The sequence below is a fragment of the Rhodoferax sp. GW822-FHT04A08 genome, from assembly GCF_058801025.1.
The window spans coordinates 1-23,363 of the sequence record NZ_JBXAMW010000003.1 but is presented as its reverse complement, the minus strand read 5'-3'; the positions used below and the strand labels follow the sequence as shown (position 1 = coordinate 23,363).

Annotated in this window: 21 protein-coding genes and 1 tRNA gene; 12 read left to right on the top strand and 10 right to left on the bottom strand. The window is 61.3% G+C overall.

Annotation, left to right across the window (positions count from 1 at the left end):
• Nucleotides 1-19 precede the first annotated feature (19 nt).
• The 9 genes from AC1RMF_RS07325 to AC1RMF_RS07285 form a co-directional block, all read right to left on the bottom strand.
• Nucleotides 20-3,181, bottom strand: a complete 3,162-nt coding sequence (locus AC1RMF_RS07325) for an EAL domain-containing protein (protein WP_493140840.1) — start codon at nt 3,179-3,181, stop codon at nt 20-22.
• 80 nt (nt 3,182-3,261) lie between these two features.
• Entirely contained in the window at nt 3,262-4,473 is a 1,212-nt protein-coding gene (locus AC1RMF_RS07320) for an ABC transporter substrate-binding protein (protein ID WP_493140838.1), read from the bottom strand.
• A 61-nt stretch (nt 4,474-4,534) separates the two neighbouring features.
• Entirely contained in the window at nt 4,535-5,503 is a 969-nt protein-coding gene (locus AC1RMF_RS07315) for an ABC transporter permease (RefSeq protein WP_493140836.1), read from the bottom strand.
• Nucleotides 5,496-6,608 carry an ABC transporter permease gene (locus AC1RMF_RS07310; RefSeq protein ID WP_493140834.1) on the bottom strand — a complete coding sequence of 371 codons (1,113 nt, stop codon included), beginning with the start codon at nt 6,606-6,608 and terminating at the stop codon, nt 5,496-5,498. The genes AC1RMF_RS07315 and AC1RMF_RS07310 overlap by 8 nt, the downstream gene beginning before the upstream one ends.
• Nucleotides 6,605-8,140 (bottom strand): ABC transporter ATP-binding protein, encoded by a 1,536-nt coding sequence (locus AC1RMF_RS07305; protein ID WP_493140832.1) that lies wholly within the window; start codon nt 8,138-8,140, stop codon nt 6,605-6,607. Before AC1RMF_RS07305 ends, AC1RMF_RS07310 begins: the two co-directional genes overlap by 4 nt.
• Before the next feature lie 56 nt (nt 8,141-8,196).
• Nucleotides 8,197-9,177 carry a BMP family lipoprotein gene (locus tag AC1RMF_RS07300; RefSeq protein WP_493140830.1) on the bottom strand — a complete coding sequence of 327 codons (981 nt, stop codon included), beginning with the start codon at nt 9,175-9,177 and terminating at the stop codon, nt 8,197-8,199.
• A 61-nt stretch (nt 9,178-9,238) separates the two neighbouring features.
• On the bottom strand, nt 9,239-10,177 hold the full coding sequence (locus tag AC1RMF_RS07295) for a nucleoside hydrolase (protein WP_493140828.1): 939 nt from the start codon (nt 10,175-10,177) through the stop codon (nt 9,239-9,241).
• 15 nt (nt 10,178-10,192) lie between these two features.
• Complete coding sequence (locus AC1RMF_RS07290) at nt 10,193-11,113, bottom strand: pseudouridine-5'-phosphate glycosidase (RefSeq protein ID WP_493140826.1); 921 nt, start codon at nt 11,111-11,113, stop codon at nt 10,193-10,195.
• A complete protein-coding gene (locus tag AC1RMF_RS07285; protein WP_493140824.1) occupies nt 11,110-12,054 on the bottom strand; it encodes a carbohydrate kinase family protein in 945 nt (314 codons plus the stop codon). Before AC1RMF_RS07285 ends, AC1RMF_RS07290 begins: the two co-directional genes overlap by 4 nt.
• Nucleotides 12,055-12,105: 51 nt before the next feature.
• Here AC1RMF_RS07285 and AC1RMF_RS07280 point away from each other — a divergent pair, with 51 nt between their 5' ends.
• From AC1RMF_RS07280 to AC1RMF_RS07225, 12 genes are all read left to right on the top strand, one after another.
• Nucleotides 12,106-13,041: a ribokinase gene (locus AC1RMF_RS07280; RefSeq protein ID WP_493140822.1), complete on the top strand. Its 936-nt coding sequence runs from the start codon at nt 12,106-12,108 to the stop codon at nt 13,039-13,041.
• Nucleotides 13,042-13,046: 5 nt separating this feature from the next.
• Complete coding sequence (locus AC1RMF_RS07275) at nt 13,047-14,039, top strand: nucleoside hydrolase (protein ID WP_493140820.1); 993 nt, start codon at nt 13,047-13,049, stop codon at nt 14,037-14,039.
• Nucleotides 14,040-14,050: 11 nt separating this feature from the next.
• On the top strand, nt 14,051-14,893 hold the full coding sequence (locus tag AC1RMF_RS07270) for a 2OG-Fe(II) oxygenase family protein (protein WP_493140815.1): 843 nt from the start codon (nt 14,051-14,053) through the stop codon (nt 14,891-14,893).
• Nucleotides 14,894-14,979: 86 nt separating this feature from the next.
• Complete coding sequence (locus AC1RMF_RS07265) at nt 14,980-15,771, top strand: sulfite exporter TauE/SafE family protein (protein WP_342617581.1); 792 nt, start codon at nt 14,980-14,982, stop codon at nt 15,769-15,771.
• 16 nt (nt 15,772-15,787) lie between these two features.
• A complete protein-coding gene (locus tag AC1RMF_RS07260; RefSeq protein WP_493140811.1) occupies nt 15,788-17,599 on the top strand; it encodes a nitrite/sulfite reductase in 1,812 nt (603 codons plus the stop codon).
• 22 nt (nt 17,600-17,621) lie between these two features.
• Nucleotides 17,622-18,008 carry a DUF934 domain-containing protein gene (locus tag AC1RMF_RS07255; RefSeq protein WP_493140808.1) on the top strand — a complete coding sequence of 129 codons (387 nt, stop codon included), beginning with the start codon at nt 17,622-17,624 and terminating at the stop codon, nt 18,006-18,008.
• Nucleotides 18,005-18,805, top strand: coding sequence for a phosphoadenylyl-sulfate reductase (locus AC1RMF_RS07250; RefSeq protein ID WP_493140806.1), 801 nt, complete (start codon nt 18,005-18,007; stop codon nt 18,803-18,805). Before AC1RMF_RS07255 ends, AC1RMF_RS07250 begins: the two co-directional genes overlap by 4 nt.
• On the top strand, nt 18,802-19,734 hold the full coding sequence (gene cysD / locus AC1RMF_RS07245) for a sulfate adenylyltransferase subunit CysD (protein WP_342617577.1): 933 nt from the start codon (nt 18,802-18,804) through the stop codon (nt 19,732-19,734). The genes AC1RMF_RS07250 and cysD overlap by 4 nt, the downstream gene beginning before the upstream one ends.
• Before the next feature lies 1 nt (nt 19,735).
• On the top strand, nt 19,736-21,073 hold the full coding sequence (locus AC1RMF_RS07240) for a sulfate adenylyltransferase subunit 1 (RefSeq protein ID WP_493140804.1): 1,338 nt from the start codon (nt 19,736-19,738) through the stop codon (nt 21,071-21,073).
• Between the two features lie 121 nt (nt 21,074-21,194).
• Entirely contained in the window at nt 21,195-21,524 is a 330-nt protein-coding gene (gene fdxA / locus AC1RMF_RS07235; protein WP_342617575.1) for a ferredoxin FdxA, read from the top strand.
• Nucleotides 21,525-21,542: 18 nt separating this feature from the next.
• Nucleotides 21,543-22,634, top strand: a complete 1,092-nt coding sequence (locus tag AC1RMF_RS07230) for an NAD(P)/FAD-dependent oxidoreductase (RefSeq protein ID WP_493140802.1) — start codon at nt 21,543-21,545, stop codon at nt 22,632-22,634.
• 13 nt (nt 22,635-22,647) lie between these two features.
• A tRNA-Asn gene (locus tag AC1RMF_RS07225) sits at nt 22,648-22,723 on the top strand.
• A gap of 55 nt (nt 22,724-22,778) precedes the next feature.
• Here AC1RMF_RS07225 and AC1RMF_RS07220 read toward each other — a convergent pair.
• Nucleotides 22,779-23,363, bottom strand: a 585-nt coding sequence (locus tag AC1RMF_RS07220; RefSeq protein WP_493140800.1) for a diguanylate cyclase domain-containing protein, incomplete at its 5' end; no start/stop codon positions are given.

The window sequence follows — 23,363 nt, the reverse complement described above, 5'->3', positions numbered from 1 at the left end:
GCGCCGGATGGTGGCGGATTCAACGGGCCTTGCGCCTGTCCTTGGTGACCGGATTGCCCTTGATGTAGCGCACAAAATCCTCCACCGACAGCGGCTTGCTGAACCAGAAGCCCTGCAATTCATCGCAGCCCAGGGCAATCAGCGATTGCGCCATGGGCCAGCTCTCCACACCTTCGGCCACCACGGTCAATCCCAGGGTGTGGCCCAGAGCGATCACCGCGTGCACGATGGCGGCATCGGCACTGTCGTCCAGCATGGCCATCACAAAGGACTGATCGATCTTGAGCTTGTCGATATCAAAGCGCTTGAGGTAGGCCAGACTGGAATAGCCGGTGCCGAAGTCGTCGATGGCAATGTTGACGCCCAGCTGTTTCAGGGCCTTGAGCTTGTCTTGCGCCGACGTGGGGTTGTCCATCAATTGCGACTCGGTCAGCTCCAGCTCCAGGCCGGAAGGCGGCATGCCGGTCTCCGCCAGTACGTCGCGAATCTGGTTGACGAAGTCCACATCCGCCAATTGCGCGGCAGAGATGTTGACCGAGAGCCCCAAACCTATGAACAGGCCGGACTGCTGGAACTCCATCCACTGGCGGCAGGCCTCGCGCAGAACCCACAGTCCTATGGCCTTGATCAGACCGGTTTCTTCGGCCAGTTGGATGAATTCGCCGGGTGGAACCTGGCCCAGCACCGGATTGTTCCAGCGCAACAAGGCTTCGGCGCCCTGCACTTCCCGTGTCTTGGCATTGATACGCGCTTGGTAGTGCAACTGGAACTCCTGCTTCTCGAGTGCCAGACGCAGCTGCGCCTCCATGACTTGGCGGGCCATGACGCGGTTGTTGGTTTCCAGCGAGAAGAAGCGCGAGGTGTCGCGGCCCGCGGCCTTGGCCTCGTACATGGCCGCATCGGCCAGACGCATGAGTTCGCTCTGGTCGGTAGCGTCATCCGGGTACATGGCCACGCCCACGCTGCAGGACACGTTGAGTGTGTTGCCCTCGACCACGGCCGTCTGCCGCAGGGAGGGAATCAGCCTGCCGGTCACCGTGTCGTTCAACTCATCGCGTCCAGCCACGTGCCGCATGATGATGACGAACTCGTCACCACCCAGACGGCACACCGTGTCGTCAGCACGCACCGCCTGCGTCAGGCGGCGTGACACCGTACGCAGCAGCCCGTCACCGATGTGGTGACCCAAGGTGTCGTTGATCAGCTTGAACCGATCCAGATCAATGAAGAGCACGGCCAGCTTTTCACCGGAACCCTGCGCCTCGGCGATCGCCTCGGTGAGTCGCTGCTGGCACAGGGCGCGGTTGGGCAATTCGGTGAGCACGTCGTGCTGGGCCAGGAAGCGGATACGCTCTTCCTTGGCCTTGCGGTCGGTGATGTCGATGGAAATACCGATGTAGTTGACCACCTCGCCGACGGTGGCGTTCTTGTGGACCGCGGAGATCATCAGCCAAGCCGGGTACAGGCTGCCATTGCGCCGGCGCATGCGCACCTCGCCCTGCCAGGACTCCTTGTCCTTGAGTTCACTCCAGACATTGGCCACGTCGTCGCCCATCAGCACAGACACGTTCTCGCCCAGCACTTCATGGAAGTCATAGGCGGTGGAACGGCAGAAGGCGCGGTTCACGCTGATGATGCGGCGCTCCTCATCCATGATGATGATGCTTTCGCTGGACGCTTCGAACACCTTGGCCCACAGCTCCAGGCGTTGCTCCATGACCTTGAGCTTATTAATTGGAGTGAAGGCGGTGAGCACCGCGTCGTGGCCCTGGAACTTGAGCCGTCGAGCCGACAACACGGCCCATGAGGGCGTGGAAGTTCCCATCCAGCGCACTTCGAATTCGTCCACAGTGCCAAAGTCTGCCAGCCGCTGGAAGAAGCGCCCGCGCATGGAAGAGTCCAGTCCGGTTCGCCAGGGATCTTTGGTGCCGCCGTTGAGCCAGGGCAAGGCCGGATTGTTGGCGTGCAGCACGTCGTGATCCGGAATCGATGTCACCAGGATCGGGATGGGCAGTGCCTCCACCAGCTCGATCTGCGCTTCAGCCGCACGGGCGTTGGCAATGAGCTCCTGTTGACGCAACCGATCGTGGTCGAGCTGGGCCAGCATCTCGTTGAACGCATTGAAGAGCTGCCCAATTTCATCGCGGCTATGCCAGCTGGCGCGGTGGGTGTAATCGTTGGAGCGCCGCACCAGATCGGCAACCTTGGCCAGCCGCTGCAACGGCCTGGCGATCTGGCTGGCCACCAAATAGACCAGACTCAGAATGCTGCACAGCAGGACCAGTGCAGTCCCCAGGTGGATCCACATCCGGGTGAACAGCCCGTCCACACGCAGTTGCAGCAGGACCTTGAGCTGGACAATGCATTCGCGCCAGGTGCCGTCCAGGGCCTGGATGGCGCCTTGGTAGGCCCCCTCCAACTGCGCCATCTGCTCCTTGGTCAGTTTGGTTTCGGCCGCATCCTTGACCGTTTCCTGGAAGTGCCGGCCTTGCTCCAGTAAGGTCTGGCGGCTGTTCTGCAAAGCGGCGCGCAGCTGCGGGGAACCCGCCAGCCATACTTGTTCATAGTCGGACTCCATGCCCTGCAGCACTGCATCCAGCCGCCCCACCAGTGTCAGCAGTTGCGCCGCCTGCGCCTGGTTGGGCGGTGCGGAACCACGGTTCTGCATGAACTGCTTGGTTTCGTGCAGCAGTTGCAACAGCTCGGGAAAGCGCAATACGGACAGGGACATCACGTAGTAGCTGTCCAGATCCGGGTCCAGGATCAGGTTGGACTGGTTGCCCACGGTGGTGAGCAGGTCGCGGCCCAGGGAAATCACCTTGGCCTTCTCAATCTCCGAATCCTTCTTGACGGTTCCCAACGCGCTGACAAAGCGGCCCGCCATGTCGGTGGTATTGAAGGCTGCATCGTTCTGGTCCCGCGCAGTTTTCAACTCGGCCAGCGGGTCCGTCGGGCGGCCGGCATAACTGGGGTCGAGAAACACACCGAGCAGATTGGTGCGCACGGCGTCGGTGTAGTTGGCGCCGACCACTTCCTTGCGGGCAAAGTCGATGGCAAGGTACTTTTCCTGGATCAGGATGCTGGAGACGTAGATGACCGCCGTCAAGTCCAGCAGGTAGATAAGCGTGAGCTTGCGGCCCACACTGAGTCGACCGAGCCAAAGCGAAAATTTATTGATCATGAACCGAATCCCATGTAACCCACTTCCCCCTGTTGCGCCCCACCAGTTGGCAGTCCTGGGCGGCCCTTTTCTCTAATGGGCTACTGCATCGCAGCCGCCGGTCTGTGCGCCTTCACATACGCATCAGTGGGTTGATAGTCCTTCCCATCGGCATAGCGCCACTGCGCCATAGTGCCCTTGCCGCCACGCAGATCCAGCTTGCCCACATAGGCGCCCATAGTGGATTGCTGGTCGATGGCGCGGAATTCCACCGGACCAAAGGGCGTGGTGAATTTCAGGCCCCGCATGGCGGCGACCAGCTTTTCGTTGTCCACACTCTTGGCCTTGCGTATGGCTGCAAAGATGGCTTGCATGGTGGAATAGCCCACGACCGAACCCATCTTGGGGTTTTCGTTGTACTTCTTGTAATAGTTGGATGCGAAGGATGCGTGGTCGCGGGTGTCGATCTGGTCCCATGGGTAGCCAGTGACGATCCAGCCCTTGGGTGTCTCGTCCTTGAGCACGTCCAGGTATTCCGGCTCGCCCGAGAGCAAAGACACGACTGGCGTCTTGGGGAACACATTGCGCTGATTGCCCTCGCGTACCAGTTTGGCCAGATCGGCCCCAAAGGTCACGTTGAAGATGGCATCGGGCTTGGCTTGGGCAATGGCCTGCAGCGTGCTGCCGGCATCCAGCTTGCCCAATACCGGCCACTGCTCGGCTACAAACTCCACGTCGGGACGCTTGGCCTTGAGCTGTTCACGGAACGTGGCCACTGCGCTTTGGCCGTATTCGTAATTAGGCGCAATGGTGGCCCAGCGCTTGGCGGGCATCTTGGCGGCCTCCTCCACCAGCATGGCGGCCTGCATATAGGTGCTGGGGCGCAGACGGAAGGTGTAGCGATTGCCCTTGTCCCAGACCATGGCGTCGGTCAGGGGTTCACTGCCCACGTACAGGCGCTTGTTGCGCAGCGCGTGGTCGGCAAGAGCCAGTCCCACGTTGGAGAGGTAACCACCTGCCAGCACATCCACTTTTTCACTACTGGTGAGCTCGATGGCGTGGCGAATGGCCTCTTCGGGTTTGCCACCATCGTCGCGCGATACCACTTCGACCTTGCGACCCAGCAGCCCGCCTGCGGCATTGACTTCTTCCACCGCCAGCTGCCAGCCCTGTCGATAGGGCCCGGTGAACTGCGGAATGCTGGAGTAGCTGTTGATCTCGCCGATCTTGATGGGCGCGGACTGGCTCTGCGCCGGTCCACAGCCCAGTGTCAGGGCGAATGCCAAGCTACCAGTAACGACTTGTATTTTCATGAATCCTCCAGAGCACCAACCCCACCGTCAACATGACGGCCGTCAATTGAGGGCCCGCTAACTAACGTTCTTTCAGATAAGGGCGGCCCAGTGCCTGAGGTGCCACTGCCTTGCCAATGAACCCGGCCAGCAACACCACTGTCAGCACATAGGGCAAGGCCTGGATGAACTGCACCGGCACTTCTCCCACCACCGGCAAGGGAACGCCTTGCATGCGAATGGCCGCCGCATCCAGAAATCCAAACAACAGGCAAGCCCACAATGCGCCGACTGGATGCCAGCGTCCAAAGATCAGCGCCGCCAGCGCCATGAAGCCGCGCCCGGCGGTCATGTTTTGCGAAAAATTGGCACTCTGGGCCAGCACCAGGTAGCTTCCAGCCAGACCGCACAGCATGCCGTTGAGCGTAAGCGCGGTGTAGCGCAGGCGCTTCACTGAAACCCCTGCCGCGTCCACCATCTGCGGGTTCTCACCCACTGCGCGCAAACGCAATCCAAACCGGGTCCGGAACAGCAGCCACCACACAGCCGGGACCAGCGCATAGCTGAAATACACCAGGGCACTGTGCGTAAGCAGCCCTTCACCCAGCACGCGCCCTACAAACGGAACAAAACTCAGCCAAGTGCCTGCATCCGGAAACAGCGGCTGGATACGCACGCTGGTGGCCACGGGCGGCGTCTGCCCGCCTTGGGCGAACCAGGCAATGCCCAGCACCACCGTGAGACCCACGGCAATGATGTTGATGGCCACACCCGACACCACCTGATCACCCCGGTAGCTCACGCAAGCCAGCCCGTGCATCCACGACAACAGCACGGCGACCGCCATGGCCGCAAGCAAGGCAATGGAGGTGGAGCCGAATGCGGCACCGGCAGCGCCGGCCGCAAAGGCGGCGAACAGCATCTTGCCTTCCAGACCAATATCAACCACACCGGAGCGTTCGGAGAACAGGCCCGCCAAGGCGCACAGGACCAGCGGAGTCGACACGCGCAAGGTGGACGCCAGCATGGCCCCCAGGGAAGCTTCATCCATTTCGGGCTCCTGCGGGAAGCAGACGCAGTGCCGCCCCCACCACGGGAGCAATGACATAGGTCATGGCGCCAGAAAACAGCACGATGAAGCCCTGCAGCATCACCACCATGTCTCGACTGAAGCCTGGCACATCAAAGGACACTTCCGCACCTCCCTGAAAAAGCGCACCGAACAGAACACTCGCAAAAACAATGCCTACCGGATGATTGCGCCCCATCAGCGCCACAGCGATACCGGTAAAACCGGCGCCACTGACGAATTCAAGAATCAGCTTGCCGCTGACTCCGGCAATCTCGTTCATACCCACCATGCCGGCCAACGCGCCGGACAGGGACATGGCAATCAGGGTCTGGTGTTTGGAATTGATGCCGGCATATTCCGCTGCGCTCGGGCTGGAACCCACCGCACGCAGGCGATAACCCGGGCGACTGCGCCACATGAAGAGGTACACCCCCACGCAAGCCAGCAGGGCCAGTACCAGGCTCAGATTCAATGGAGAGGCGGGCCACTCCACACCAAACCAGGCCATGGCGTGCTGCATGCTGGGCAGGATGGCGGATTCCGCAAAAGCCTTGCTCTCGATCGCCATGGTGCCCTTGGGGCGCAAATGGTTCACCAACAGGTACACCAGGATGGAGCTGGCAATGAAGTTGAACATGATGGTGGTAATCACCACATGGCTGCCGCGGTAGGCTTGCAAATACGCCGGAATGGCGGCCCAGACCATCCCGAACAACACACCGGCCAACAGCATGACAGGCAACATGGCCCACATGGGCAGGCTGGGCGACAGGTACAGGGCCGCAAGCCCGGTGCCCAGACCGCCCATCACCGCCTGCCCTTCCCCGCCGATGTTGAACAGGCCGCCATGGAATGCGACGGCAACGGCCAGGCCGGTAAAGATGAAGGTGGTGGCGTAGTACATGGTGTAGCTCACACCCCGCAGCGTGCCGAACGCGCCCTGCACCAAGGCGCCCATGACCTCCGTGGGGCTTTGTCCTACCAGACTCACCACGCCGGCTGCCACCAGCAGGGCCACCAACAGGCATACGGCCGGCAGCAGCACCAAATCGGCCCAGCGTGGCAAGGGAACGTTTGCGCTCATTCTTGGGAACCTCCGGTCATCAACAGGCCCAGACCGGCCTCGGTACAGTCTTCAATGGCGAGTTCGCCGGCAATGCGCCCCTGGTTCATCACAATGACACGGTCTGCCAATGCCAGTATTTCGTCCAGCTCGCTGGACACCACCAGCACGGCGCAACCGGCGTCCCGCATGGCACGCAAGCGACCGTAGATGAATTCGATGGCGCCAATATCCACGCCGCGTGTGGGTTGGCCGACCAGCAGGATGCGGGGTGCCTGGCCCAGCTCCCGCGCCAGCACCAGCTTTTGCTGGTTGCCGCCGGAGAACTTGCTCGACACAAGTGCCGGATTGCGCGGGCGCACGTCGAAGCGCTCCATCATCTCCACCGTAGCCTGGCGCATGCGGCCATGGGCCATCCAGGGGCCGTCGCTGTAGGCGCTCAGGTTTTCGTAGCCCAGCACGGCCGACTCCCAGGCGGCAAAGTCCATCACCAAGGCGCGTGCATGCCGGTCTTCCGGCACGTGAGCCACGCCCAGGTTGCGCGCGGTCAACGGGTCTAGCCAGTGCTGTGGCGTGAAATGGTGTATGCCTAGCTTCAGGTCCCCGCGACTGGGCGTGAACAGACCACTGAGCACATCCAGCAGCTCGCTCTGGCCGTTGCCAGAAACGCCCGCAACGCCAACGATCTCTCCGGCACGCAACTGAAGGTCAATATCCGAAAGCCGAAGCACCTGCATGGAATCACGCACTTCCACACGGCGAACATCCAGCAGAACTTCGCCGCGCTGGCGGGAGTCGCCGTCCACACGACCCATGTTGACCTTGCGCCCCACCATGGACTCCGCAAGCCCTTCAATGGTGGCTTCCGCAATGGGCAACTCCTGCACCACCTGACCACTGCGCATGACGGTGACAAAGTCGCACAGCCCCATGACCTCCTTGAGCTTGTGCGTGATCAGGATGATGGTGGTGCCTTGGTCGCGCAGACCGCGCAGCACGTCAAACAGCTGCAGGGTTTCCTGCGGTGTCAGCACGGCCGTGGGTTCGTCCAGGATCAGCACCTTGGCGCCACGGTACAGGGCCTTGAGAATCTCCAGCCGCTGCCGGTCGCCCACGGCCAGATCGGCCACCAGTGCATCCAGCTTGACGTGCAGCCCGGTGGACTGCATCAGCGCATCGAGCTTGCTGCGTACAGTAGACGTGGCGCGCTGCAGCAGCCAGTGCGGCTCGGCCCCCAGCATGACGTTTTCCAGCGCCGTCAGGGTATCGACCAGCATGAAATGTTGGTGCACCATGCCAATGCCCAAGGCAATGGCGTCATCCGCGTTGTGGATTTCGGCGTCTTTGCCGAACACCGAGATGGAGCCCGATTCCGCACGATAGAAGCCGTACAGCACCGACATCAACGTGCTCTTGCCTGCACCGTTCTCGCCCACCAGACCGTGGACGGTACCGGCGCGCACAGTCAGATGCACATCCACATTGGCCTGCACGGCGCCAAAGCGCTTGTGGATGCCCCGCATGTGCACCGCCAGGGGTGCGGAATCAGTCATTCAGTTCAGATACCTCAAAGCGTTCCCGGCCGAATGGCCAGGAACGTGGACCAGCATCAATATTTGCAAGCGTTGTCAGCCATGTAGTCGGCCACTTTGATCTTGCCGCTGATGATGTCGGCCTTGGCGGCTTCCACTTTCTTCTTCATGTCGGCAGTCACCAGCTTGGCGTTGTTCTGGTCCATGGCGTAGTCCACGCCACCTTCCTTCAGGCCCAGCACGGTGATGCCGGGTTTGAACTCTTTGGAAACGTTGTACACGGCCACGTCCACGCGCTTGAGCATGGAGGTCAGCATGGTGCCGGGTTGCAGGTGATTCTGGTTGCTGTCCACACCGATGGCCAGCTTGCCGCTGTCCTTGGCGGCCTGGTACACGCCGGTACCGGTGGCGCCAGCGGCTGCGAACACCACGTCGGAACCCTTGGCAAACTGGGCCTTGGCCAGCTCACCGCCACGCGCCGGGTCATTCCAGGCAGCGCCCGTGGTGCCGGTCATGTTCTGGAACACTTCTGCCTTGGGGTTGGCGAACTTGGCGCCCTGCTCATAGCCGCACTCGAACTTGCGGATCAGGGGAATGTCCATACCACCCACGAAGCTGACCTTGCCGGTCTTGCTGGCCATGGCAGCCATGGCACCTACCAGGAAGCTGCCTTCCTGTTCCTTGAACACGACGGACTGCACATTGGGGGCTTCCACCACCATGTCCACAATGGCGAATTGCAGCTTGGGGAATTCCTTGGCGACCTTCTCCACGGCCGAAGCCTGCGAGAAGCCCACGCTGATGATGGGGCTGGCGCCCTTTTCAGCCATGCGGCGCACGGACTGTTCGCGCTGGGATTCGTTGGTCACTTCGAACTCGAGGTATTTCTTGCCCGTGTCCTTCTTCCACTTTTCCATGCCGTTGTAAGCGGCTTCGTTGAACGATTTGTCGAACTTGCCACCCAGGTCATAAATGATGGCGGGCTCGGCCACGGCAGCAAAGCTTGCGGCCAGCGAGGCGGCGAGTACGCTCAGTTTCAGAATGCTCTTGTGTTGCATGACAAATCTCCGTTGATTGCGGGTTAAAGAAATGATGTTAGCGAAAAAAACTGCGCCACCCTCATAGGGTTTTCAGGCGCGAGGTTAATAAACTGAAAAATCCATCGGCATCCACCGTACGCATGACCTTGGCATTGGCCGGCCTGCCACTCACAGCCCACCAGTCAACCACGGTCATGCCCATGGTCAATTCCGAGCCGGTCTCCACCACCACATTGCAGTCGCGGCCCTGGAACAGTTCTGGCTGCAGTAAATAGGCAATCACGCAAGGATCGTGCAAGGGGCCGCCATCGCTGCCGTACTTCTGCTCGTCGTAACGCTCAAAAAACTCCAGCAACTCCACGCAGGTTTTGGCTACCGGTGTGCCCAGTGCGCCGATGGCATCCACCCGTTTGCGCGTGGTCAGGACCTGGTGTGTGACGTCCAGTGGCATGAGCACCAGGGGGATGCCACTGCGCAACACGACGTCGGCGGCATGCGGGTCCACATAGATGTTGAATTCAGCCGCCGGAGTGATGTTGCCGCCTTCAAAAAAGCCGCCGCCCATCATCACAATCTGCCGGATGCGTGATGCCACCTCGGGCGCGCGCTGCAGGGCGTGTGCCACATTGGTGAGCGGCCCCAGGGTGCACAGCGTGACTGCTCCTACAGGCTGGCTCTGCAGCGTCTGCACGATGAAATCCACCGCATGCTGGGCCTGCAAAGGCATGACCGGTTCGGGCAAATCCGGACCGTCCAGACCCGTGCGTCCATGCACGTGTTCAGCCGTCACCAGAGGACGCACCATGGGCCGACTGGCACCGGCATACACAGGCGTGTGCGGTTTGCCTGCCAGTTCGCAGATCTTGCGCGCGTTCTTCTGCGTCAGGGGCAAAGGCACATTGCCCGCAACCGTAGTGATACCCAGCACGTCCAGCTCGGGAGAGGCCAGCGCCAACAGGATGGCCAGCGCATCGTCCTGCCCGGGATCCGTATCGATGATGATTTTTTGCGCAGCCATGCAAAAGCCTCGATTTCAGGCGGCGTTGTAGGCCACGGCAATGGCAGACGCCAGGCGCGCATTGTTCAACACCAACTGAATATTCGAAGCCAAACTGTCTCCACCGGTTATTTCACACACGCGTGCCAGCAAGAAAGGTGTGGACTCCTTGCCTGAAACGCCCTGCTCTTGTGCCTCCCGCAATGCCTGCTCGATCGCCTGATCAATGGCGTCACGCGGCATGGCGAAAGCCTCGGGAATGGGGTTTGCAACAACCATGCCACCCTGCAGGCCCACGGCCCATTTGGCCTTGAGCACGGCGGCAATGTCGGTCGCAGAATCCAGGCGATAGTCCACCTTGAAGGCGCTGTCGCGTGTAAAGAAGGCAGGCAGTGCATCGGTCTGGTAGCCCACCACCGCGACGCCATGCGTCTCCAGGTATTCCAGGGTCAGACGCAAGTCCAGAATCGACTTGGCACCGGCACACACCACGGCAACTGGCGTTTGCGCCAACTCCTGCAGGTCGGCTGACACATCGAAGCTTTCCTGTGCACCGCGGTGCACGCCGCCAATGCCTCCGGTCGCAAACACGCGGATACCAGCCATGGCAGCAATCACCATGGTGGCAGCCACCGTGGTGGCACCGGTTTTCTTGCTGGCAATGATGAAGGGGATGTCGCGGCGGCTGACTTTGGTGACGGCGTGCCCGGCCTTGCCGAGCTGCTCGATCTCGTCGCGCGACAAGCCGGCCTTGAGGCGGCCGTTCACAATGGCGATGGTGGCGGGCACCGCGCCGTGCTGACGCACCTCGTCTTCCACCTGCAAGGCGGTGGCCACGTTCTGCGGATACGGCATGCCATGCGAAATGATGGTGGACTCCAACGCCACTACGGCAGCGCCCCGAGAAAGGGCCTGTTGTACCTCGGGGGCAATGTCCAGATAGGAAGTTTGGGTCATAAAGTATGTTGTTCGAGTCGAGCCTGCACCGCAGCCACGCTGAGCTCCGGCGAATTGGCGAATGTACTTGATAGCGTGAGTTCAGCGCAGGCCATGGCCCAAGCCACCGACCGATCCAGCGGCATGCCCTGCAGGTAGGCATACACCAGACCAGCCAACAAGGCGTCGCCCGCCCCGGTGGCGCTCTGCATTTGGACAGGCTGTGCCGCCCTGCGACCGGTGATGCCGTCTGCATCACACCAGACCACTCCGTTCTCAGCCAGGCTGATGACCACTTGCCGTACACCGCGGGCGTGCAATGCCAGTGCTGCTTCACAGGCCGATTGCGGCGTGGAGATTTCCACACCACTCAAGGCCTGCGCCTCCATCCGGTTGGCTTTCAGGGTATGCAGGTGCGGCAGCACTGGCAGCAACTTGTGGCATTTGGCCACGGAAACGGCCTCGGCAAAAATGGCTTGCCGTGGCCAGTGGTCGCACAGGGTTTGCAGCACATCGGGGCGCACATTGCAGTCCACCACGATGGCCTGCGCGTGTTCCAGCAAACTGGCGTGGCTGAGCACCCGTTCGGGCGTGAGCTGATCCAGTATGGCCATGTCGTTCACCGCCACGCCCATGTCACCGTCCACACCATGCAGGGACACGTAGGTCGCGGTGCGTTGGCCTTGCAGGGTGGCGCAGGCGCGCATGTCCAGGCCAATGGCCTGCGCTGACTGCCGCATCACCAGGGCGAAGGTATCGTCCCCCAGGACGCTGAGCAATCGCGCATCCACCTGCAGCCGACACAGGTTTTCCGCCACATTGCGCGCCACGCCACCAGGACTGCAGGTGACGACGCCCGGATTGGAGTCCCCCGCACGCATGGGCGCATGCGAATGCGCCGATATATCCATATTGGCGCCGCCGACCAGGGCGACATAGGGAGACTTGGCAGACGTGGTCATGGATGGATTAAACGGCACAATACAACGCTTTAAGAACGTAGGAGGCGCGTGATGATACTGGTGGCTGGTTCCGCCAACCTGGACTTTGTCGTTCGGGCTGATCACATCCCCAGCCCGGGGGAAACCGTACTGGGCCGTGACTTCAAGACTTTCCCCGGTGGCAAAGGCGCCAACCAGGCGGTGGCCTGTGCCCGCGCCGGCGGTGTCACCACCCACATGCTGGTGGCCTTGGGGCAGGACACATTTGCCACACCTTTGGAAGACTCACTGCAAGGTGCGGGTGTCAAGCTGTTGACCGTGCGCCGTACCGATGAGCCCACGGGGACGGCTTTCATCTGCGTGGCCAACTCCGGGGAAAACGCCATCACCGTGGCGCCTGGCGCCAACGCCACCTTGCGCCCGGAGCATCTGCCCGCCTTGACTGGCTACACGCACCTGTTGCTGCAGCTGGAAACGCCCATGGACAGCGTCCTGGCCTACGCCCAGGCAGCCCGCAAGGCGGGTGTGACGGTGGTGCTGAACGCGGCCCCGGCGCGGGTACTGCCGCAGGAATTGATTGCCCTGGTGGATGTGCTGCTCGTCAACGAAGGCGAGCTGGCACTGGTCAGCCAGTGCAGCGGCAGTGTGGCCCAGTGCCTGGAGCAATTGCCCGTTCCCACTGTGGTGGTCACCTTGGGCGCTCACGGCTGTGTCGCCCGCCATCAGGGGGCATTGCAACTGCAGGCCTCGTTCAAGGTCACCCCGGTAGACACCACGGGCGCGGGGGACACCTTCTGTGGCAGCCTGGCTGCGGCCTTGAGCCAAGGCCAGAGCATGACGGACGCCTTGCGCTACGCCAGCGCCGCCGCAGCACTGGCCTGCACCCGCCTCGGGGCACAATCCAGCATTCCCGAAGCGGCCGAGGTCGCGCAACTTTTGCGAGACCAGCCCGATGTCAATACACCAGACCGCCTGAGCGCCCTGCGTTCCCTATGCGGCATCCACTAAACACCATGCAAAGCAACAAACCGCGCAAAGTCATTTTCGACACCGACCCCGGCGTGGATGACGCCATGGCGCTTTATTACGCGCTGGCGCACCCGGATGTGGACGTGGTGGGTATCACAACCACCTTTGGCAATGTGTATGTGGAACAGGCCGCAGCCAATGCGCTGTACCTCACCGCGCTGACCGGTCACGACATTGCCGTGACCCAAGGCGTTGCCAAGCCCTGGTACAAACACTCCGAGGCACCCCCAGACTCCATTCACGGGGCAGACGGCCTGGGCAATCTGCTGGACCGGCAGGAACACGGCAAGACGCTGGACCCACGCTCATCGGCCCAGTTCATCGTGGACACCGTGCGGGCGCACCCCGGGGAAATTACGCTGGTGGCAGTTGGCCCGCTGGGCAATCTGGCAACGGCCCTGAAGCTGGACCCGGAATTGCCCAAACTGGTGCATGAAGTGATTCTGATGGGAGGAACCGTGCTGGAGCCCGGCAATGTGTCCCCAGTGGCCGAGGCCAACATCTGGAATGACCCGCACGCCGCCGACCTGGTGTTTACCGCTGGCTGGAAACTCACCATGGTGGGGCTGGATGTAACCCACCAGGTGATCCTGCCCGTGTCGCTCTTTGAGCGCGTGGCCCAGCACCACCAGCACCCGGCTACCGACACACTGCTGCACGCGGTCAAGTTCTATGCCGACTTCTACAGTGGTCTGTATCCGCATGTAGCCACCATCCATGGCTGCTTCGGTCACGATGTGCTGGCCTTTGTGCACCTGACCAACCCCGAACTGTTCACCACCGAAACCGGCCGCATCCGGGTCGCCATCGATGGCCTCGCCCAGGGGCAGACCATTTTGCGCCGCAGAAACCTGCATTACCCGCACGGTGGCTGGGGCGCTGACATTCCGCTCAGCCAAGCCTGTATGCGGGTGGACGCCAAGGCCAGCCGCCAGCTGGTGGAAGACACCTTGATGCGCGACTGGTTGACCAAGTAAAGGAGAACCCCATGCATTTACCCGTTGTTGATTTTCTGAGCCCGACGGCCCCACAAGACTTCTGCAAAAGCCTGCACGAGACCGGCTTTGGCGTGCTGAAGAACCATCCACTGGACCAGACGATGGTGCAGGGCATTTACGACGAATGGCTGGCCTTTTTCAAAAGCGATGCCAAGAACCATTACCCGAACGATCCGGTCAAACACGACGGCTATTTTTCGCCCAAAGTGTCCGAAACCGCCAAGAACCACTCCAAGAAGGACGTGAAGGAGTTCTTCCACATCTACCCCTGGGGCCGCTATCCCGCTGAAGTGTCGGACGCAGCGCGCCGCTACCACGCCCAAGGCAGCCAGCTTGCAGCCACCCTGCTGCGCTGGGTGGAGGAGTATTCACCGGAAGAGGTCAAGGCGGGCTACTCCATGCCCCTGCCCCGCATGCTGGAGGGCAGCGACCACACCCTGCTGCGGGTCCTGCACTACCCACCGCTGACCGGAGACGAAGAACCCGGCGCCGTGCGTGCGGCGGCCCATGGCGACATCAACCTGCTGACCATTTTGCCGGCCGCTACCGAACCCGGCCTGCAGGTTATGGATAAGGATGGCCAGTGGCAGGACGTGCCCTGCGACTTCGGCCTGCTCATCGTCAACATCGGCGACATGCTGGAAGAAGCCTCCGGCAAGTACTACCCGTCCACCCTGCACCGGGTGCTCAATCCCACGGGCGAGGCGGCAACCAAGTCGCGCATCTCCCTACCCTTATTTCTGCATCCGCGTCGCGATGTGGTGCTTTCCGAGCGCTATACCGTAGGCAGTTACTTTGATGAGCGCATGCGGGAGCTTCGAGGCACATACTGAAACTGAGGAAGCTTATTCGCAACTCATATATAGGTATAGCCAAAATATCGTTTTCTATCTAAGCAAACAAAATTACATTAGCCCGCATGCATGAACTACCGTTCGTCCTTGCGGGCTTTTTTGTTGGCGCCATTGTGGGTCTCACCGGTGTCGGTGGCGGCTCGCTGATGACGCCCATCCTGATTTTCCTGTTCGGCATCAAACCTTATCTGGCTGTAGGCACGGACCTGCTGTTTGCCGCATTCACCAAGATGGGCGGCACGATCAAGATGGCGCGCTCCGGGCGCATTGACTGGATAGTGGTCCGCAACCTGTCGGCGGGCAGCATTCCTGCTTCCCTCATCACCCTGTATGTGCTGCATGTGGTGGGCCCGGCAGACCCCCAAGTGCAGGCCGTCATGACCACCACCCTGGGTTGCGCCCTGCTGCTGACCGCCGTGGCCACCCTGTACAAGGCCATTCGTGGCAAGACCAGCCCGAAGACCGTGGCCCTGGGTCAGGAAATTCTGGCTGCCACACCCAAACACTGGAGCTTGCCACTGCTGTTCGGCGCCGTGATTGGAACCTTGGTGACCCTGACCTCCGTGGGCGCCGGCGCCATCGGCGTGACTGTCCTCATGCTGCTATACCCCTTGCTGCCCCTGCCGCGCATCATTGCCGCCGACATTGCCTACGCGGTTCCGCTGACGCTGGTGGCCGGTCTGGGACACGCTTCCATCGGCTCGGTGGACTGGCCCATGCTGGGCGCGCTGCTGGCCGGTTCCCTACCTGGCATCTGGGTCGGATCGCACCTCACCCCCAAGGCGCCCGAACGCCTGATACGCTCGCTGCTTTCATTTTTGTTGGCCTATGCGGGCCTGAAACTCATCGCTCTTTAAAGCGGACTTCTGATCTATGTACCAATACACCGAATTTGACCGCCAATTCATACGCGCCCGGGCTGCACAACACCGTGACCAGCTGGAGCGCAATCTGGCCGGTACCTTGAGTGACGACGACTTCCGTCCCCTACGTCTGCAAAACGGTTGGTACATCCAGCGCTACGCGCCCATGCTGCGCGTGGCCGTGCCCTACGGCGAACTGGCCAGCCGCCAGTTGCGCGTGCTGGCACGCATCGCCCGCGAATACGACCACCCGTCCAAGGAAGTGTTCGACAAGGCCATTGGCACCCAGGCCACCTGGGGCACCACGCACCTGCCGGTCGGCTACGGCCACTTCACCACCCGCCAGAACGTGCAGTTCAACTGGATTCCCCTGACCAAGAGCGCCGACGTGATGGACCTGCTGGCCACCGTGGACATGCACGGCATCCAGACCAGCGGCAACTGCATCCGCAACATCACCAGCGACGAATTGGCTGGCGTGGCTCCGGACGAACTGGCCGACCCGCGTCCGTTTGCAGAAATCATGCGCCAGTGGAGTACGCTGCACCCCGAGTTCGCCTTCCTGCCACGCAAGTTCAAGATCGCCATCACCGGCGCCACCCAGGACCGCGCAGCCACCTATTGGCATGACGTGGGCCTGCACCTCAAGCACAACGAGGCGGGCGAACTGGGCTTCAAGGTTCTGGTGGGCGGCGGCATGGGCCGCACCCCGGTCATCGGCACCACCATCCGCGAGTTCCTGCCCTGGAACCAGATCATGAATTACCTGGAAGCGGTTGTACGTGTGTACAACCGCTGGGGCCGCCGCGACAACCTGTACAAGGCGCGTATCAAGATCCTGGTCAAGGCCGAAGGCCAGCGCTACATCGATGAGGTGGAAGCCGAGTACCAGGAAATCATCACCCGCGACGGCGCGCCGCACACCATCACCCAAGCCGAGCTGGACCGCGTGACCGCCTGCTTTGTGCCGCCTGCGCTGGATCTGAATGCACCAGCCCGCAGCGGCAAGGTGCCTGCCGAACGCCAGGCCGATTACGAGCGCTGGCTCAAGCAGAACGTGGCAGCGCACAAGGACCCCGCACTGCGCGCCGTGACACTGTCCTACAAGCGCCTGGGTCAGGCCCCCGGCGATGCCGATGCCGACCAGCTCGACACCGCAGCCGACCTCGCCGACGAATTCAGCGCCGGTGAAGTGCGCGTCACGCACGACCAGAACCTGCTGCTGCCCTGGGTGCGCGAGCAGGACCTGCCTGCTCTCTGGATTGCCGCCAGCCACGCCGGTCTGGCCCGCTCCAACGTGCGCCTGCTCACCGACATGATTGCCTGCCCGGGTGGCGACTTCTGCGCGCTGGCCAATGCGCGCTCCATCCCCATTGCGGCCCAAATCACCGAGCGCTACCAGGACATGGACGAGCTGCATGACCTGGGCGAGATCGATCTGCATATCAGCGGTTGCATCAACTCCTGCGGTCACCACCACAGCGGCCATATCGGCATTCTGGGCGTGGACAAGGATGGCAAGGAGTGGTACCAGGTATCACTGGGCGGCTCCGACGGCTCCGCACTGAGCGGCCCGGCCATTCCGGGCAAGGTCGTGGGCCCATCGTTCGGCGCCGGCGAAATCCCCGGTGTGATCGAGGCCGTACTGGACACCTTCAGGCTGCATCGCAATGGCCGCGAAACCTTTATCGACACCTTGCGCCGCGTCGGCATGGACCCCTTCAAGGCAGCGGCCAACTCGGCCCGTCTGGTGGACCTGCACGCCGAAATGAACCAATTGCCCAAAACGCCCGGCTATGCCCGTGACGCCCAGGAAGCCTGAGAAACCGATGACTGATCTGACCATGAAACTGCTTTCCGCCGCAGACCCCAGCACACAGGAGCCTGTGCCCAACACCTTGGTGGTGGCCAATACCGAAGACCCGCGCACCCTGGCGCTCGAAGGTGTGCAGCGCATAGACCTGCACTTCCCGAAGTTCACCGATGGCCGTGCCTATACCCAGGCCTTCTACCTGCGCCGCCGCGCGGGGTTCAAGGGTGAGATCCGCGCCACCGGCGATGTGCTGATCGACCAACTGGTGCAAATGGAGCGTCAAGGCTTCAGCGTGGCTGTGCTGCGCGCTGACCAGCACCTGGAGTTCGCGCAAAAGCAATTCGACCGCTATCGCGCCTTCTACCAGGGTGATGCCGTTACCCCCCAACCCGTCTTTAGCCGTGGAGTCGCCGCATGAACGCCATCGAAATGAATGCCCGCCCACACAAGGACTACACGTTGCACCTGGCCGAAGCCCAGGGCGTGCTGGCCCAAGCTGCGGCGCAATACGCCGCCGTGGATGGTGGTTCGGTGCGCGTGACGCAGGCTTCCAGCCTGGGCGCAGAGGACGTGGTCATCAGCCACATCATCAACAGCATGCAGCTCGACATCGGCATCTTCGTGCTGGAGACCGGCCGCCTGCACAAGCAGACGCTGGAGCTGCTGGAGCAGTTCAAGGCCAGCTCGCGTGCGCCGGTCACGGTGTACACGCCGGTACAGGAGTCCGTGGTGCAATTCGTCGCCAAGGAAGGTCTGGACGCCATGTACAAGAGCATCGACCTGCGCAAGGCTTGCTGCGCCATCCGCAAGCTCGAACCACTGGAACGCGCGCTCAAAGGCAAGGAAGCCTGGATCACCGGCCTGCGCCGTGAGCAAAGCGGTGCCCGCGCCGACGTACCGCTGGTGGACACCTCTGAGAAGCGCACCAAGATCAACCCGCTGGCCAACTGGACGTGGGGCGACGTGTGGCACTACATCAAGGAACACAACGTGGCCTACAACCCGTTGCATGACGCCTTCTTCCCCAGCATCGGCTGCGAGCCCTGCACCCGCCCCATCAGCCTGGGCGAGGACTTCCGTTCTGGCCGGTGGTGGTGGGAAGACGAGGCCGCCAAGGAATGCGGCTTGCATGTCAAACACGCCGACGGTGCCGCAACGGCCGCAGTTTCTGCGCTGCCCGTTTCCGCCCTGCCACCTGCCAAAGCATCTGTATGAACGCAATGACCGACCAACACCATTTCGAACGGCTTTCCAACCAGCACCTGGACGCGCTGGAAGAGGAAACCATCTTCATCCTGCGCGAAGTCGCAGCCGCTTTTGAGCGCCCCGCCCTGCTGTTCTCTGGCGGCAAGGACTCGCTGGTCATGCTCAAGTGCGCCGAAAAGGCCTTTGGCGTGGGCCGCATTCCCTATCCGCTGCTGATGATCGACACCGGCCACAACTTCCATGAAGTGACCGACTTCCGTGACTTCCGCGCCAAGGAACTGGGCGCCGAGCTGATCGTGCGCAGCGTGGAAGACTCCATGAAGCGCGGCACCGTGCGCCTGGCCCACCCAGGTGAGAGCCGCAATGTGCACCAGTCGGTCACGTTGCTGGAGGCCATCGAAGAGTTCCGCTTCGACGCGCTGATTGGCGGAGCACGCCGCGACGAGGAAAAGGCTCGCGCCAAGGAACGCATCTTCAGCCACCGTGACAGTTTCGGCCAGTGGCAGCCCAAGGCGCAGCGTCCCGAGCTGTGGACCCTGTTCAACACCCGCCTGCAACCCGGCGAACACTTCCGCGTGTTCCCCATTTCCAACTGGACTGAGCTGGATGTGTGGCAATACATCGAGCGCGAAAAAATCGCGCTGCCGAGCCTTTACTACACGCACAAGCGCGATGTGGTGGAACGCAAGGGCCTGCTGGTGCCGGTGACCGAGCTCACCCCTGCCAAGGATGGCGAAGTGGTCGAGTCGCGCGACGTGCGCTTCCGTACCGTGGGTGACATCACCTGCACTTGCCCGGTGGACAGCCTGGCAGCCAGCGCCGCCGACATCGTGATTGAAACGCTGTCTGCTGAAGTCAGTGAGCGTGGCGCCACACGCATGGATGACAAGACTTCCGAGGCTTCCATGGAGAAGCGCAAGAAAGATGGGTACTTCTGAAATGACAACCGCTACAACAACAACCACATCCACCACAGGCGTGGACACCCAGTCCGCATTGCGCTTCATCACCTGCGGCTCCGTGGATGATGGCAAAAGCACGCTGATCGGCCGCCTGCTGGTAGACAGCCGCTCGGTGCTGTTGGACCAACTGGCCAATGTGTCCAAGAGTGGTGAAGCCGATCTGGCCCTGTTCACCGATGGCCTGAGCGCCGAGCGCGAACAGGGCATCACGATTGACGTGGCTTACCGCTATTTCGCCACCCCAGCACGCAAGTTCATCATTGGCGATGCGCCTGGCCACGAGCAGTACACCCGCAACATGGTGACTGCGGCCAGCAGTGCGCATGCTGCCGTGGTGCTGGTGGATGCCACCAAACTCAAATGGCAGGAAGACGGCGATCTGGAATTGCTTCCCCAGACCCGTCGCCACTCGTTGCTGGTGAATCTGCTGCGCGTACCTGGCATTGTGTTTGCCGTGAACAAGCTCGATGCGCTCGAGTCGACAGACAGGCCGGAAACCGCGGGCAATGCGGCCAAGGCCTTCCAGAAGATCCGTCAAGCGCTGCAGCAGTTTGCGGAACACGCGGGCATCCAGGTGACCGCCATCGTGCCGATTTCTGCCCTCAAGGGAGACAACGTGGTGCATGCCTCGGCTGGCTGGTGCGGCTACACCGGCCCCAGCCTGCTGACCATTCTGGAGCAGTTGCCCGTCACAGCACCTGAAACCGATGTGCCGTTTGCATTCCCCGTGCAGTGGGTGGAAAAGTTCTCCTCCTCCAGCGACACCAGCCAGGGTCGTCGCGTGTTCTGGGGACGCGTGGCCACTGGCAGCGTGCAGCCCGGACAACGCATCTCCATTCTGCCCAGCGGACAGACTGCCATGGTCGCACAGGTGCTCAACCATGTACGCGTTCCGAAAAACGTGGCCGCCGGACACGGCGCAGGCATCATTCTGGACCGCGAAGTGGATGTCTCCCGCGGCGACTGGCTGCTGGCAGCCGACGACGCACCGGCTCACTTTGAGCCAACCCGCGAGATCAGCGCCACGGTGGCCTGGATGGACGACGAGCCGCTCGTGGCCGGACGTGTCTACTGGGCACTGCACGGACACCGCTGGATCAAGGCCAAGGTCAAGCGCATCGTGCACAGCCTGGACATCAACACGCTCGAAGAGCATGATGCAACCCAGATCCTGCCAAATGCCATCGGGCATATCGAGATCGCTTTGCAGGAAGCCATTGCGGCCGTTCCCTACAAGACGTCCCGCGTGCTGGGCTCCCTGATTCTGGTAGATACGGCCACGCACAAGACATCGGGCGCGCTGCTGTTGAATTGATGCATCGCAACGGCCTGACATGCCTCGGTAACCATATTGCCGGGGGTGTCGGGAAAAGCCAATAAAATCGGGGGTTCGGCGGACTGCGCCCCCCTTTCCAACTTTTGCCTGAAAACCAAAAATGACACACATCGTCACTGAAGCCTGTATCAAATGCAAATACACCGACTGCGTCGATGTGTGCCCTGTGGACTGCTTCCGAGAAGGCCCCAACTTCCTCACCATTGACCCCGACGAATGCATTGACTGCGCTGTCTGCATCCCTGAGTGCCCAGTGAACGCCATCTACGCTGAAGAAGACGTGCCGCGCGACCAGCAACACATGATCAAGCTCAATGCAGAGCTGGCCGTGCTGCCCTCATGGAAGAGCATCACCAAGCGCAAGGCGCCACTGCCAGAAGCTGAAGAGTGGAAAGACCGCACCGACAAGCTGTCCCAGCTGATTCGCTGAGCGCAGGCGCCGTCCGGCATGTCTGCTGACATTCAGCCCGGCTTGATAGAGGCCGATGCAGTCATCGTAGGTGCCGGGCCGGTCGGGCTGTTCCAGGCCTTCCAGCTTGGGCTGCTGGAGATTTCCGCCCACATCGTCGACGCGCTGCCCTACGTGGGTGGCCAATGCGTTGAGTTGTACGGCGACAAACCCATCTACGACATCCCCGGCATTGCCATGTGCACCGGGCGCGAACTCATAGACAACCTGCAAAAGCAGGTAGCCCCTTTCAGGCCGGTGCTGCACCTGGGCGAATTAGTGAACCAGGTCGAGAAGCAAGCCGATGGGCGCCTTCTGGTTGCCACCAACAAAGGCACACAGTTCCTCACCAAGGCACTCTTCATTGCCGCAGGCGTAGGCGCGTTCCAGCCGCGCATGCCCGGCGTGGAGGCGCTGCACCCGCTGGAGGGCTCGCAAGTCCTGACCGCATTGCCACAACCAACCGACTGGTCTGGCCGCAAGGTCATGGTTCTGGGTGACTCGGAAGCGGCACTTTCTGCCACCATTGAACTGGCAACCTCCGCAAGCCCGCCCGCATCCGTGACCCTATTGCACCGGCGCAATGTGTTCACGGCAGAGCCGGCCACTACCGCAACATTTCGCACCATGCTGGAAGATGGACGCATCAGCTTTGTGGCCGGACAACTCACGGGCGTGGAAACCGACGCCGGGCGCATGACGTCGGCCAGCATATTGAACGCGGAAGGTGTGCAACAGTCAGTGTCCGCGGACCTGATGGTTGTGCTACTTGGACTGTCGCCCAAGCTGGGCCCCATCGCCCATTGGGGCTTGGACATGGAACGCCGCCAGATCAAGGTCGACACCGAAACCTTTGCCACCGATGTGCCTGGCATTTTTGCCGTGGGCGACGTCAACACCTACCCCGGCAAGAAGAAGCTCATCCTGTGCGGATTTCACGAATGCGTGCTCGCCGCCTTTGGCGCTGCGCCGCTGATTTTTCCGGACAAGAAGCTGTTGCTGCAGTACACGACCACCAGCACGCGGTTGCACACACTATTAGGCGTAAATTCTTCAGCTGCTGTTGAAAGCAGTCAAAAAACTACGCTATAATCTGAGGCTTCATTCCTCGATAGCTCAGTCGGTAGAGCGCCGGACTGTTAATCCGTAGGTCCCTGGTTCGAGCCCAGGTCGAGGAGCCAGATATGAGAAGGGTTTGCACGCAAGTGCAGACCCTTTTTCATTTTTTGACGCTGATTACGCGTTCTCTGCTTGGGACGCTGTGGACGGCCCTGACAACTGCTCCATTACGTATCTGTTCTTGCCCAACTCTTTTGCTTTCAGCAACCCATGATCAGACAGCTGAATCAACTGGCCTGGTTCTATTGAGCAATGGCTGCAGACCGCAACTCCAAGGCTGCAGGTTACAAACAAAGTTGCCTCAGAAAGCTGAAATGGTTTTTGGAAGCTGTCCAAAATACGCTGGGCCATGTTCTCTACCTGAACCACAGACTCGGTTCCTCCGATGAGAACAAAGAACTCATCACCGCCCATTCTGGTGACGGTGTCGTTTTCCCTCAGTGCACCCGTGATGCGAGACCCGACCTGGACCAGAAGTTGGTCTCCTGTGGCATGTCCATAGTGGTCATTGACTTTTTTGAAGCTATCCAGATCGAGGCTAATGCCCGCAACTATTTGCCCAGAACGTCGAGCCGATGAAAGCGCTTGCACTATTCTGTCGTTCAAGAGCAGCCGATTGGGAAGTCCCGTCAAGAAGTCATGCGTTGCAAGTTCTTCCGCCGCTGCCTTGGCCATTCGCAACTCGTTTTCCAAATGCTTTAG